We start from the raw sequence: 13,566 nt of genomic DNA, 5'->3' as shown, positions 1-13,566 counted from the left end.
GGGCCGCGCGGTAAGGGCTCCGCCCCCGTGCGGGGCCTTGTCGGAGGCGGATCCGTTCGCCGATCATGGTTCTCATGGACGGTGACGCCGCGAAGCCGCAGGGGGCCGGCGGCCCGCGCGGCGAGTTCGCTCCCGACGTGACCGGACGTCCCATCTGGCGGCTGCTGCTGCGGGGCCTCGGGGTGTACCTGCCCGGCTGGGAGATGCCCGCGGGCGCGCTGCGCGTCCGCGAGGGGGCGCCGGCGCCCGGGTTCGGCCCGCCCGCCTACCTGAACGGCGACGCCGGCTTCGGCGTGCACGTCCCGGACCGCCGCCGCGGCCTCGAACCGGACCGCGAGATCTACGTGCGCGGCCGGGAGGACCCGAGCTTCGGCATCGTCGTGGCGGGTCCGTCGGCGGCGATCGGCAGCCGCGTCGTGGACGCCGCCGTGCTGATGCGGTTCGCGCGGCGGCTGACGTTCGAGGAGCTCTTCGACACCGGTGACGCCGACTCCGTGCCGTACGCGGTGCGCGGTGCGCGGGCGGTGGAGAACGCGGTGTTCCTCGACCGCGCCGCCGGGATCGGCCTGTGCGTCGAGGCCGACCCGTGGACCGGCGCCCTGACGTGCCCTCTCTACGTGCGCATCGGCGGCCCTTCGGAGCGTTCCGTGCGGGCCTACGGCGCGGTGGCCCAGCCGGTGAGGTCCCACAGCTGATGGGACGGCAGCCGCCGCAGCCGGACGCTCGCGGCGGCCGGGTCCCAGAACACCTCGTCGCTCTCCAGCTCCAGTGACTGCGCGGCCGTCAGCACCGCGCACAGCAGCTCGTCCCGCGTCCGGACGGCCATGAGCGGGCCGATCTGCGCGACGGCGCCCGAGCACTCCGCCAGCGTCCGCAGGAGCGCCTTGAGCGCCGCCTCGTCCTCGGGGGCGCGGACCGGCTCCACGCCCGGCGGGACGCCCGGCTCGACCCTGGCGAGCCCGCGCTTGGCCTCGCCGCCCGACAGCCCGCCGTTGGAGCGCGCCCCGGCGCCCGCCGAGATCAGCAGCGCGCTGAACACGCCCGCGAGGTCCTCGCTGGCGTGGCCGCCGAGGAAGTAGCGGCGGCGCTCCGGGGAGCCGGGCGCCGAGCCGTTCGCGTCCTCGGCGGTGCGGAACCGGACGTCCAGCCGGCTGGCGCGCACGCAACGCTCGTAGATGTCGCAGAGGATGTCCTCCAGCTGCTCGTCGCGCGTCCACAGCCGCCCCGTGGCGGTGACGGCGCCGCCGTGGGCGCGGGGGCGCCCGGTGAGCGCCGCAGTGACGGTGTCGTCGAGCTCGCCCTCGGTGAACTGCAGCAGCTCGGCGACGACGTCCTCGACGTCCTCCAGGGTGCGGGTGAGGGCGCGCTGCAGCTCCAGGATCTCCTCGCCGCCGCGTTCGAGCTCCGCGAGCCGGCCGAGCGCCGCGTCGACCCTGCCGTCGGCGGTCTCGCCGCCCGCGCGGGTGACGGACCGCACCGACGTCTCGACCTCGCCGAGCTTGCGGCGCAGCGCGGCGAGGGTGATGCGCTGCTGCTCCAGCTCGTGCAGCCTGCCCGCCTGGGTCCGCAGGTAGTCGTCCGCCTGGTGGACGAGCCCGGCCAGCTCCTCCACCTGCCCGGTGTTCTGCCGGAGCCGGTTGTCGAGCGCGGGCAGCACGTCCTGCTTGACCCGCGACAGCTCCGCGGTGAGCTGCTCGCCGACGGTGACCAGGACGTTGTTCTGCTTGGTGACCTGGTCGTTCAGCTCGTCGATCCGGCGGGTGAAGGCGTTGGCCTGGTCCCGGCTCTGCTTGCCCGCGTACAGTTCGAGCGCCCCCACCACGACGCACATCACCACCAGGATGACCGTCGTCATTGCACTCCTCGGGCGTGACGCTGATTACCGGAACGGGTTTTGATCGCGACCATAACTTACGATCACGTGGGCCGACCAAAACTTACGTAACCGACTGATCTCAGTGACCGGCCGGCCTCACCGGTCCGTCCCGTGCCATTCCGTGACACTTCCCATGCGCTCGGTGACGAATTCTCAGACGCAGCCCTCGAATTGCGGGACGGTGGTGGTGACTTTCAGCCCGGCGGGGCGGAACCATTTGTCCAGCAGGCGTGGGGCGGTGCCGTCTTGGTACAGCCCCGTGATCGCCTTGTTGACCGCCTCGCAGCCGTTGACGTCGCCCTTCCTGATGCCGACGCCGTACGGCTCGTCGGTGAACGGGGCGTTGACGATCGTGAGCCCGCCGCCGCTCCCGGACGCCTTCGCCGCGAGGCCCGCGAGGATCAGGTCGTCGGTCGAGACGGCGTCGAGCCGCCCCCCGGTGAGCTCGGTGAGGCACCCCGCGTACCCGCCCGCCTCGACCGGCAGCGCCGCGACGCCCTGCTCGTCGTGGACGCGCGGGAACGACACCGACCCGGGGACGCGGCACAGCCGCCGCCCTTTCAGGTCGTCGATGTTCCGGATGCGGCCGGCGTCGGAACGGCGGACGAGAATGTCCTGGTGGGCCACATAGTAGGGACCCGCGAACGACACCTGAACCTTGCGTTCGGGCGTGACGGAATAGCTGGCCACCACGAGGTCGACGTCGCCGTCCTGAAGCATTTTCTCGCGGGTCGCCGACGTGACCCGCTTGAACGTCACGTCGCCGGCGCGCACTTTCAGGCGCCGGGCGATCTCCTTGGCGATGTCGACGTCGAATCCGGTGAACGAGCCGTCGCCCTGGCGCTCGCCGAGCCCCGGCTGGTCGCCGTTCACGCCGATGACGAGCGCCTTCTTGCCGGCGACGGAGTCCTCCCGGGCGTCCGCGATCGCGCAGGCCGTCCCCGCGCCGAGGACGGCCGCGGCCGCGAGCACCGCCGCCGCGAGGCGCCGCGCCCTCACTTCGACCACCGGTACTCGGCCAGGCGGGGGCGCACGCCGATGAGCACGAGCGCCGCGATGACGACGCCGGCGGCGGGCAGGACGGCGTACCAGCCGCTCGTCCCGCCGTCCCCGTCCTTCACGGCCTCGTCGAACGCCCTCTGGTGGATGGCGACCAGCGCCTGGAGGGAGCGGTCGTACCGGGTGAAGTCGGCGGCGGCCGCACCGCGGGCGGCGACCGCCTGGTCGCGCTGCCCCCCGTCCGCGAGGTCGCGCATCCGGCGGTCGTTCGCCTGGACCTTCTGGTAGTCGGCGAGCACCTTGTTCATGCCGTCCGCGAGCCGCGCCTTCTGCGCGGCCGACCGCGCCGGCCGCCCGGCCTCGGCGCCCAGGAAGCCGAGGAACGGCACGCGTCCGGGCTCGAAGGACAGATCCTTCTGGACGGCCGCGTTGTACTGGGTCAGGTTCCCGGCCTTCAGGTACAGGACGGTCTGCGACTTGCTCAGGTACACCTGCTCGTAGGCGTCGGCCCGTCCGGGGTCGAGCAGGAACCGGGTCTCGTCGGCGTTCGCGCTGTTGCTGATGGCGCGGGTCCGCGAGAGCCCCAGGATCGAGTCGAAGCCCTCCTCCTTGGCCTGGCGCAGATGGTCCGCCTGGCCGGTGAGCATCAGGGAGCCCGCCGCGACAAGGACGAGCGTTCCGAGCGTCGCCAGCGCGAGCGGAACGTTCAGCAGCCGGCGGAAGCGCCGGGCCAGGTAGAGCTGGAATCCGGCGAGGACGGCCACGAGCGCCAGGCCCGTGGCGAGGATGCCGGTGCGGCCGGCGAGGACCGCCGACCGCTTGTCCTCGTAGGTGTGCCGGACGAGGGTGCCGTTGTCGAGCGTCAGGTTGTACGCCTTCGGCAGCAGGTCCAGCTTCATCAGGTCGGTCGCCTGCCGGTAGAGGTCGACGACCTTCTGCGCCGGAGGCCCGGACGCGTGGGGGCTCTGCCGGTCCAGCAGCAGGGCCTGCCCGGCGAGGCGCTCGTAGCGGGCCAGCGCGTCCAGCAGGTCGCGGGCCGTGTTGTTCTCGGTCGTCTCGTCGGCGAGCTTGGCGGCCTTCAGCAGCGCGTCGCCGGCCCTGCGCCGGTTCTGGTCGTAGCGGGCGAGCGCCTGCTCGCGCCCGCCGCCCGCCGCGTCGCCGATCAGCAGCGCGTTCGCGAGCTGCGCGTCCATGTCGCTGAGCTGGAAGTACAGGTCACCGGTGGCGACGACCTGCGGGCCCGCGTCGTGCCCGATGACCCGCACCCCCTCGCGGGCGTCGCCGATCGCCGCCCAGGCGACGCCGAGCAGCGCCACCAGCAGCACCAGCGACAGCACGGTCAGCGCCCGGACGCGGGCCGCGACGGTGCGGGGCAGCAGCCGCGCGACACCGGTCGGCGCGGCGGCCGGGCGGAGGTCCCCGCCGCCTCCGCCCCGGGCCGGGGGCGGCGCGTGCGCGGCGGGGCTCGGCGGGCCCGCCGGCGGGGACTGCTGGACGGCCGTCATGTCGCCTCGCCTCGGGTGAGCGTGATCGTGGTCCAGGCGCCCACGTGGATCCGGTCGCCGTCGGTGAGCGGGACCTCCACGTTGTAGGGGATGGGGGCGGTGGAGCCGTTCACGCAGGTGCGGTTGGTGGAGCCGGGGTCGACCAGCGTCCAGGTGCCGTCGGGCTTCGCCAACAGCACCGCGTGCACGTGGGAGACGCCGGGGTCCTCGGGGGGCTCGCGCAGGTCGATCTCGGGCGGAGAGGGTTGCGAGGAGCTGCGCCGCCCGATGCGGACCTGGCCTCCGGTGAGCGGGATGCGCCGCTCGGGCGCGTACGGCGGGAACGACAGCGACGCCGAGTCGGGCCCCTCTTCGGCGATGACCGTGTTGTAGTACTCGCGGTCGGCGCGGACGACCGCCGTCCACACCGCCCCGGGGGCGGACGGCTCCGGGACGGGATGCGTCGGAACCGGCGGCGCGGGGACCGGCGGAGCCGGGACCGGGGGAGCGGGCACGGGCGGCGCCGGCACGGGCGGCGCCGGAATGGGAGGCGCGGGCGGGCGCCGCGGGTCGGACGGCCCGCGCTGCGCCGCGTGGGGTCCGGACGGGACGGACGCAGGGGACCCGGACGGGACGGACTCAGGGGACATGGCCTCATACGGCGCGGTCTGCGCCGGTGAGGGGGCGGGCTCCGACGCCGGGGTGGGCTTGCCGCCCCCGATGGCGAAGTCATAGCCGCACGCCTCGCAGAAGCGGTCGGTGCTCGGGGTCCCGCAGTCGGGGCACGGAGTCCCGCCCGGCGACGGCTGCGGGGCGGACGCGCCCGCGGCGGCGCCGGAGGGGGCGCCGCCGATGCGCTCGCCGCAGACGTCGCAGTAGTCCTGCGACTGCGAGGTGTGTCCGCTGGGGCAGCTCGCCATGCTCAGCCCTCGCTCCTCCTGGTGGTCACCGTCTCGTCCTTGCGTGTCCGGACCGTCTTGCTGGAGCGCGTGTCGAGCTCCATCTCGTCGGCCTTGGCGACGTCGCGCTTCAACCGGACGGTACCGGTCGCCTCGTCGACGACGTCCACCACCTTGCGCAGCATCGCGGTGATCTCGTCGTTGCCGGCCTCGCCCGCGAGCACCACGGCCCGGCCGAGCCGCGCCGTCGCGGTGTCGACGTCGCCGTCCTTGCGCGCCTGGAGGCCCTCCTGGATCGCCGCGGCCAGCTCCGCCTGCCCGGTGTAGCCCGCGACCCGCGGGTTGATCCGGGTGGACTCCGCCTCGTCGTCGGTCCACTGGGCCAGGACGTTCGCGCTCGCGGCGACCCGCGCCTCCTCGCCGGGCGCACCCGGCACGACGAGCTTCACCCACGCCGCGCGCAGCTCCTTGCCGACCTCCCCGGGCGGCAGCTCAACGCAGATGTGGTAGTCGCGGCTCTCGGCGCCCCACGCGCCGAGCGGGTAGTCGCCGGCCTGCGGGCCCGACTCGGCGCGCTTGGCGGTGAGGTCCTCCACCGAGGGGGAGACCTGCTTGACGAACCGCAGCCGCGCCGTCTGGGGCGTCCACACGCGCAGAGCGACGTCGGCGACGGACTTGCCCATCGCCGCCTCCGTCATGGCGCGGAAGTCGGCCACCAGGCCCGCCGGGTCGGCCACGATGTCCACGCTGCCGAGCAGGGCGGACGCCACCTTGCGCAGCTCGGCGACCTCCCAGTCGGTGCCGACGCCGCGGCAGTCGCAGACGAACCGCCCGCCGCAGCGGGCCAGGGCCGCGTCGAGCTGCTCCGGCGTCTCGTGCTGGTTCTTGCCGTCGGTCAGCAGGATCGCGTGCCTGATGCCGTCGCGGCCGGCGAAGAGGTCGTCGGCCAGCCGCAGCCACGAGCCGATCGCGGTGCCGCCGGACGCCTTCAGCCGGCTCAGCACGTGCTTGGCCTCGGCGCGGGTCTCCGGCGACGCCGGGACCAGCCCCTGGTGCCGGGGGAAGACCATCGAGGCCGTGTTGGAGCCGGACACGACCGCGAACTCCACGCCGTCGCGCAGCGTGTCGATCGCGACCTGCGCGGCCGCGATCGCCGCGCGCAGCTTGGTCTCCGGGTAGGACATCGAACCCGAGGTGTCGATGATGACGACCTCGGCCGCCCGGGTCGCGGACGGGGCGGGGGCGCCGCCCGGGGCGGCGACCGCCTCGACCGACACGATGGCGTGCATCTCGCGTCCGCCCACGGGCAGGTACTTGTTCTGGTCGATGGAGAGGGTGAACTGCGGCTCGCTCATCGGGGCTGCTCCGTGGTCTGGGAGATGCTCTCGTGGACGCGGCTGCCGGAGCCGCCGGGGGAGGGGACCGGGATCACGGCGACGGTGATGTTGTCGCGGCCGCCTGCTTCGAGGGCGCGGCGCACCAGCGTCCGCGCGGCGCCGAGCGGATCGGCCGCCGGGCCGGAGGAGCCTGCGCCCCCGGGTTCGCCGCCCTCAGGCTCACCGCCCTCGGGATCGCCGGCCAGCAGTGCCGCCAGGTCGGCGGCGTCGGGGAAGTAGTTCCACAGCCCGTCGCTGCACACCAGGAGCGTGCCGGGGCCGCTGGGCCGGAACGTCGCCACGTGCGGTTCGACCTGCCCGGCGTCGGCGCCCAGCCACGCGGTGATGACGTGCGCGTTCGGGTGCGCCTCCGCCTCCGCCTCCGTCAGCGAGCCCGTGGAGACCATGAACGCGGCCCACGAGTCGTCCTCGGTGAGCCGGCGGGACGGGCCGAGCTCGGCCATGTCGCCGGTGCTGACCTCGGCCTCGTCCACCTCATCGGGTGCCGGGCCCGTCGCGGCCTCCCCGCCCGCGCCGGATGAGCCGTCAGCGGCCAGCCAGTAGGCGCGGCTGTCGCCGACCCAGCCGACCGTGACCGCGGGGCCGCGCGTCACCGCGGACACGTAGGTGCACGACGGCGCGTCCGACGGCGACGTGGCGAGCGCGGCGACGGCGGCGGCCGCCCGCAGCGCCGCGTGGCGGGTGGCGTCCTCGGCGCCCTCCCCGGCGTCCAGCCTCGCCACCAGCTCGGCGAGGCCGGTGTCGGCGGCGGCGCGGGACGCCTCGTCGGGGCGCTGCGAGGACCCGACGCCGTCCGACACGACGGCCGCGACGCCGGAGAGGTGCGCGGAGAGGGCCAGCGCGTCCTCGTTCCGGCTGTAGCGGCGGCCGCGGTCGCTCGCGCCCGCCGCGACGACCGGGCGGGTGCCGTTGCCGCCGGCCGCGGCCGGCAGCTCGATCTCGACGTGGTCGCGTTCGGCGGGCTGGCGCAGGCCGCACGTCTCGCAGTAGCCGTCCGCGCCGATCGCCGTCCCGCCGCACCCCGGGCACGGGCCCGCGGTGCCGCGGCGGGCGGACGGCGCGGACTCCTGCCGGACCGTCGCGCCGTCGCGCCCGGCGGCCTCGGCGGGCGGTCCGTCGGCGAGCCGGTGCCCGCACTCCTCGCAGAAGATCTCCTCGGCGAACACCACGGCGCCGCAGGCGGGGCAGGACAGCTCGGCGGGCTTCCCCTGGTCGGTCAGGGCCGCGTCGGTTCCCGGGGTGTCGGGTCCGGGGGTGTCGGGTCCGGCGTCGGGCCCGGTGGGGCGGTCGGCTCCGGTGGGGTCGTCGGTCACAGCAGAGTCCTCGGGCGTACGGCGTTGGCGGAGTCGACGAGCCGGCGGCACTCGTCCCGGTCGCGGGTGCGGCGCGCCAGCTCCCGGTACGTCCCCTCGAGCAGGCGGCGCAGCGGGGTCTCGGCGAGCGGTGCGCCGAACAGGGAGCCGCCCCGGGGCCCGGCCGCCGTGCCGGGACCCGCCAGGAGCCAGCCGAGCGCGGCCTCCAGCACCTCGGCGGCGAGCCGGTCGCGGCGCTCGGCGTCCAGGTCGAGGGCGGCGAGCCGGTCGCCCGCGGCGACCAGCTCGGCCGCCGCCAGCTCGGCGGGGGGACGGCCGCGCACCGCCGTCACGACGGCCGCGACCTGGGCGGGCACGTACCGGATGGAGATCTTCGGTACCGAGTCGAGCGCGGCGACCGCGGCGCGGCGGTCGCCCGCCGCCAGATGCACCCGGGCGAGGCCGAAGGCGGCGTTGATGTAGCTCTGGTCGGTGCGCCACACCGTCTCGTACAGGCGGACGGCGTCGTGGGGCGCCGACCGCTCGCGGCAGTAGGCGAGGCCCAGCTTGGGGGCCGCCTCCCCGGGCAGCAGCCCGTACAGCCGGTCGAACAGCGGGGCGGCCTCGTCCACGCGGCCCCCCGCGAGCAGCCCGACCGCGCGGTACCAGCCGATCCGCCAGTCGGAGGGGCGCTCCGCGGCCAGCGCGTCGAGCAACTCGTCGGCCTCCTCGGCCGCGCCCAGCTCGATCTTGGCGCGGGCGAGCGCCAGCCTGACCTCGGGCGTGCGCTCCGGCGCGTTCGCCGCCGCCTCGGCGGCCTGCGCCGGCTCCAGCGCGCCGAGCCCGGACACGAACGCGGCCGCGGGGTCGGCGCCGTCCACGAGCGGCGCCGGCAGCGCGGCGGCGGCGACCGGCGGCGGGACGGGCGGAAGCGCGGCCTCCTCCCGCGTTCCCCCCGCCATCCGCGTCGTGAACCGCTCCGGGCCGAAGAGCCCGGACGGCGCGGGACGCGGCGCGCCGTCCTCGGCCGCCAGCACCTCCCGCAGCACGCCGGTCAGCTGCTCGGCCATCTCCGCCGCGTCCTGGAAGCGGGCGCTCGGCTCCTTGTGCGTGGCGCGGCGCAGCAGCCGGTCGTAGGACTCGAAGCGCCGCAGGACGGGGATCTCCTCGCACGGCGGCAGCGAGTGGACGTACGCGCGGGTGTAGCCCTTGAAGGGGAAGCTCAGCACGGCGAGGGCGCGGCCGACCGTGTACAGGTCGGAGGAGACCGACGGGCCGGCGTCGGCGATTTCGGGGGCCTGGTAGCCGACCGTGCCGTAGATCGCGCCGTCCGGGTCGTCCAGCCGCCGCACCCCGCCGAGGTCGATCAGCCTGAGCTGCTCCTCGGACTGGATCACGTTGTCCGGCTTGAAGTCGCAGTAGACGAGGCCCTGCGCGTGCAGGTACTCGAACGCCCGCAGCACCTCCAGCCCGTAGGCGATGGCCTGCGCGAGGGGCAGGTGCTTCTCGCCGGACGGGTGCGGCTGGGCGAGCAGGATGTCCTTGAGCGACTGCCCGCCCACGTACTCCATGACGATGTAGCCGTCGCCGTCGTGCTGGACGAAGTTGTAGATCTTGACGATGTTGGGGTGCTCGACCTCCGCGAGGAACGCGCGCTCGGCCGCCGCCGCGGCCATCGCGTCGGCGTCGCCGCTGTCGAGCAGGCCCTTGAGGACGACCCAGCGGTCGCTGACGTTCTTGTCCTTGGCCAGGTAGATCCAGCCGAGCCCGCCGTGGGCGAGGCAGCCCAGCACGCTGTACTGGCCGCCGACGAGGTCGCCGGGGCTGAGCTTCGGGGTGAAGGAGAAGCGGGCGCCGCACTTGGGGCAGAAGCCCTCCGACCGGCCAGGCCGGTCGCCGCGCCCGCGGCCGACGGGCTCGCCGCAGCTGCTGCAGTACCGCTTGGCCTCCGCGACCTGCGGGTCGCTCATCACCGCGCTGGACGGGTCGCGGTAGGGGACGCGCGGCACCTCGACGAGCCCGGCGCCGAGCATGCCGCGGCGGCCGGACGAGCGGGTCGACCCGGTGCGGGTGCTGCCCGTCCGGGTGCTGCCGGTCGCCGTGCTCCCCGAGGTGGCCGCGCCGCCCGACGTGCCCGCGCCGCCCGACGTGCCCGTGCCCGGCACGCGCGCGGTGTGCGCGGGAGGCGAGCCGCACACGTCGCAGTAGCCGTCCATGATCGTGCCGCCGCACCCGGCCTGCCCGCACCGGTCGGGCCGCTCGGCGGACGGGCGCGGCGCCGGGACGCTCGCCGCGGGCGCGGCGGCCGCGGGAGCCGCCGGGGCCGCCGGGGGATTGCCGCAGACGTCGCAGTAGCCGTCCGCGATCGTGCCGCCGCACCCGGGCTGCGCGCACTGGCTCATCGATCCGCTCCCTTCGCCCGCGAGGTGACGGCCCGCTGGTACGCGGTCAGCGCCACGGTGGCCTTCCGCAGATCGCAGGGGGAGGTCCACAGCAGCTCGCGTGCCTGCTCGTAGGCCAGGGCCAGTTCGGGGTCCTCGGCGTGGCCGAGCCGTGCGGCCTTCACCCGGTAGGCCTGCAGGCGGCCGCGCAGCTCCTCGCGCCGGTCCAGCAGGCCCCGGATCAGGCCGGCGGTCTCGCGGGCCCGCGCGAGCGCCGCGTCCGCCGCGCGCTCCAGGTCGGCGACGCGCTCCGCGGCCTCGCGCCAGCCGCCGCCCCGCGCGGCGGCGCCCTGCCGGGGCCGGGTGACGGACGCGAGGCGGTCGGCGAGGGCGGCGGAGGCCTCGGGCAGGTCCGGCAGCGCGGACGTGGTGATCTTGGCGAGCACCTCGTCCCGCGCGGCGCGCGCCTCCGCCTCGGCCTCGCGCAGCAGGTCCAGGACGGCGGCGACGCCGCGGAGCCGGGCGGCGAACCCGTCGCGCAGCCGCTCCGCCTCCTCCAGACTCCGCCGCACCTCGGCGAAGCCGGAGCGGACCGCGTCCAGCCGCGCGGTGTCGGCGTGGCCGTCCCGCGCCAGCGCGAGCGGGTCGGCGCGCACGACCGCGGCGACGCTCTCCAACCCGTCGCGGAGCCTTTCGAACTCGGGGTCCGCGCCGCCGAGGGACTCCAGCAGCTCCTCGGCCGCCCGCCGCTCGGCCTCCACCTCGGCGAGCCGCGACAGCAGCGTCGACCAGACGGCGTCCAGCGCGGACACCGCCCGCGCGACGTCCTCGTACAGCGGCGTCATCCGGTCGACGGCCGCCCGCAGCGTCAGCCGCTCGCCGGACGGGACGGCCAGCAGCGTCCGCCGCTCCAGCGGCACCTCCGGAGCGGGCAGCTCCACCGACGGCCCCTCCAGGAGGCGGGTGAGCTCGGCGAGCCGCGCCTGCCCGGGTCTGCCGGGGCGGGACCACAGCTCCTCGGCGGCGGAGAGCGCGCGCCCGTAGAGGTCGAACAGGAGCCACAGGGAGGCCGCCCGCGACCGCACGTCGGACTGGACGCGCAGCGTCGCGCCGCGCAGCGTCGCCCCCTCCAGCAGCTGGTAGCCCTGATGGGCCTCCAGCTCCAGCAGGGCGGTGCCGATGCGCTCCCTCTCGTCGCGGAGGCGCGCGAGCATCCTGTCCGCCTCGTCCCGGCTCATCGGGGGCCGGTCCAGGCGCGGTTCACTCAACGCCGATCCACGGCTTGACCCATGTTCGCCCCTGATTCCCCCGAATAGAGCATGTTTTCCGAGCCTCAGTTTTCACCATGCGAGGCCGCCTTCTCAAGCGCGAAGCCGATCAACGCTCCGGACCGGCCCGCGGTGCGCCGCGCGCCGCGTCCACCCGCGCCGGGACCTCCAAAATGTCAGTGTTCGAACGTATGATCGAACCATGGCGAACGTTGCGACGCACCCCCAGTCCGCGCCTACCGTGCACACCGCACCCGCGCTCACGGCGGCGGAGATCGCCGCCCTCGCGCTCTCCCTCGCGCACCTCGGCGGCGGCCCGCAGGCCACCACCGCGCGCCGCGCCCTGCACACCCTCCTCGACGCCGCTCCGCACGACGACGTGGTCACCACCACGCTCGCCACCCTCACCGCGCCCCTGGACGCCTCCACCTCCGACCGGGCCCGCGTGATCGCCGCCGCCATCACCGAGCACCGCGTCGTCCGGCTCTGCTACGGCGACGCCGGCGCCAACGTCACGATCCGCGAGGTCGAGCCGGTCACCTGCCTCGTCCACCGCGACCACTGGTACCTCGTCGGCTGGTGCCGCATGCGCCGCGGCGTGCGCGCCTTCCGCTTCGACCGCATCCTCGCGGTCGAGTCCACCGGCCTGCTCGCCCGGCACCGGCGCGCCGACCGCTACCTGCCCTTCCAGAAGCGCCGCACGGCCTGACCGCACGGCCTGACCGCACCCCGGCGCCGGGGCCGCACGACCGCGGCTCCGGCGCCGATCCGCACCCGCCCTCCCTCAGACCGACACCGTCTCCTGGACGGCGGCGGTGACCACGCTCGGCACGTCACCGGTCCGGGCGTAGACGGCGCGCTGGAACCGGGCCCCGTTCCCGCGCTCCAGCACGCCGCGGAGGAGCTTGGTGACGGTGTCGAGGTCCCCTGCGCGGTCGAGCGCGGGGGACAGGTGGTCGAGCAGCGCCTCCACGACCTCGCGGGCGGGGGCGGCGAGGTGGGTGCGGGGGTGGACGAGTTGTTCGCGCAGGCCGGAGCGTCCGGCCCGCCACATCGCCAGGCGCATCAGGTCCGCGCGCACCGGGTCGGGCGGCTCGCCCCGGTGCCACGCGTCCGCGGCGGTCTCGACGAGCGCCCGGACCAGCGCGGCCGTCAGCACGGCGTCGTCGGCCTCCAGGCACACGTCCGCGACGCGGATCTCCACGGTCGGGTAGTGCCGGGACAGCCGGGCGTCGAAGTAGATCATGCCCTCGTCCACCAGGGCGCCGGTCGCGAGCAGCGCCTTGACGGTGGCCCGGTAGGCCTCCGCCGAACCGAACAGCTCGGTCGGGCCGCTGGACGGCCAGCGGCCCCAGACCTGGTGCCGCCAGCTGTCGGAGCCCGTGTCGGCGCCCTGCCAGAACGGGGAGTTCGCGCTGAGCGCGAGCAGCGGGGGCAGCCATGGCCGGATCCGGTCGAGGACGGCGACGCCCTCCTCCGCGGACTCGATGCCGACGTGCACGTGGCAGCCGCAGGTGAGCTGCTCGTCGGCGGTGGGGCCGTAGGCGTCGGCCATCCGCAGGTAGCGGTGCGACGGGGTCAGCGACGGGCGGACGCTGACCGGCGAGGTCGCCAGCGCGGCGACGGCGGCGCCCACCCCGGCCGCCGACTGGGCCGCCGCGATCCGCGCCGACCGGACGTGGTCGGACACCTCGTCCAGCGAGACGCAGACCGGGGTGGCCGTCTCCACCTGCTCGCGCTGGAGCTCGGTCTCCAGCGCCTTGGAGCGCCGCCCGCCGGTCAGGAACAGCTCGTCATGGCGGCGGGCGTAGTGGATCACGGAGCCGGAGAGTGCCTGGGGCGCGCCCGTGTCCGGGTCGACCAGGAGCAGTTCCTCTTCCACCCCGAACGTGCGTGCACCCGTGCGAAGTGTCACCAGATGTTCCTTCCCGGCCTGCACGGATGTACGTCCCCGGGGAGGGTCGTTCTGG

General features: G+C 75.4%; 11 protein-coding genes. 2 read left to right on the top strand and 9 right to left on the bottom strand.

Annotated elements, in window-relative coordinates; genetic code table 11:
* Nucleotides 1-74: 74 nt before the first annotated feature.
* Entirely contained in the window at nt 75-695 is a 621-nt protein-coding gene (locus K4S16_RS06295) for a hypothetical protein (protein WP_149257773.1), read from the top strand.
* On the opposite strand, the gene K4S16_RS06290 is transcribed toward K4S16_RS06295, so the two are convergent.
* The 8 genes from K4S16_RS06290 to K4S16_RS06250 form a co-directional block, all read right to left on the bottom strand.
* Nucleotides 656-1,855, bottom strand: coding sequence for a hypothetical protein (locus tag K4S16_RS06290; protein ID WP_149257772.1), 1,200 nt, complete (start codon nt 1,853-1,855; stop codon nt 656-658). The genes K4S16_RS06295 and K4S16_RS06290 overlap by 40 nt on opposite strands.
* A 174-nt stretch (nt 1,856-2,029) precedes the next feature.
* The gene (locus tag K4S16_RS06285; protein ID WP_308800781.1) at nt 2,030-2,884 is read right to left on the bottom strand and encodes a glutamate ABC transporter substrate-binding protein; all 855 of its coding nucleotides are present in this window, start codon (nt 2,882-2,884) and stop codon (nt 2,030-2,032) included.
* Complete coding sequence (locus K4S16_RS06280; protein WP_235036601.1) at nt 2,872-4,380, bottom strand: hypothetical protein; 1,509 nt, start codon at nt 4,378-4,380, stop codon at nt 2,872-2,874. Before K4S16_RS06280 ends, K4S16_RS06285 begins: the two co-directional genes overlap by 13 nt.
* Nucleotides 4,377-5,279 (bottom strand): FHA domain-containing protein, encoded by a 903-nt coding sequence (locus tag K4S16_RS06275; RefSeq protein ID WP_149257771.1) that lies wholly within the window; start codon nt 5,277-5,279, stop codon nt 4,377-4,379. Before K4S16_RS06275 ends, K4S16_RS06280 begins: the two co-directional genes overlap by 4 nt.
* A gap of 2 nt (nt 5,280-5,281) precedes the next feature.
* Complete coding sequence (locus tag K4S16_RS06270) at nt 5,282-6,613, bottom strand: VWA domain-containing protein (RefSeq protein ID WP_149257770.1); 1,332 nt, start codon at nt 6,611-6,613, stop codon at nt 5,282-5,284.
* Nucleotides 6,610-7,968, bottom strand: coding sequence for a PP2C family serine/threonine-protein phosphatase (locus K4S16_RS06265; protein ID WP_235036600.1), 1,359 nt, complete (start codon nt 7,966-7,968; stop codon nt 6,610-6,612). The genes K4S16_RS06270 and K4S16_RS06265 overlap by 4 nt, the downstream gene beginning before the upstream one ends.
* Complete coding sequence (locus tag K4S16_RS06255) at nt 7,965-10,349, bottom strand: serine/threonine-protein kinase (RefSeq protein ID WP_149257769.1); 2,385 nt, start codon at nt 10,347-10,349, stop codon at nt 7,965-7,967. Before K4S16_RS06255 ends, K4S16_RS06265 begins: the two co-directional genes overlap by 4 nt.
* Nucleotides 10,346-11,596, bottom strand: coding sequence for a hypothetical protein (locus K4S16_RS06250; RefSeq protein WP_235036599.1), 1,251 nt, complete (start codon nt 11,594-11,596; stop codon nt 10,346-10,348). Before K4S16_RS06250 ends, K4S16_RS06255 begins: the two co-directional genes overlap by 4 nt.
* Before the next feature lie 202 nt (nt 11,597-11,798).
* Here K4S16_RS06250 and K4S16_RS06245 point away from each other — a divergent pair, with 202 nt between their 5' ends.
* Entirely contained in the window at nt 11,799-12,305 is a 507-nt protein-coding gene (locus tag K4S16_RS06245) for a YafY family protein (protein ID WP_149257768.1), read from the top strand.
* A 75-nt stretch (nt 12,306-12,380) separates the two neighbouring features.
* On the opposite strand, the gene K4S16_RS06240 is transcribed toward K4S16_RS06245, so the two are convergent.
* Nucleotides 12,381-13,511 (bottom strand): glutamate--cysteine ligase, encoded by a 1,131-nt coding sequence (locus K4S16_RS06240; protein WP_149257767.1) that lies wholly within the window; start codon nt 13,509-13,511, stop codon nt 12,381-12,383.
* Between the last annotated feature and the right edge of the window lie 55 nt (nt 13,512-13,566).

Origin of the sequence: Actinomadura sp. K4S16 (assembly GCF_008327685.1) — a bacterium.
In the GTDB taxonomy this organism is placed as follows: domain Bacteria; phylum Actinomycetota; class Actinomycetes; order Streptosporangiales; family Streptosporangiaceae; genus Spirillospora.
The sequence above is the reverse complement of the archived record's forward strand: the minus strand, read 5'-3'. Positions and strand labels throughout refer to the sequence as shown.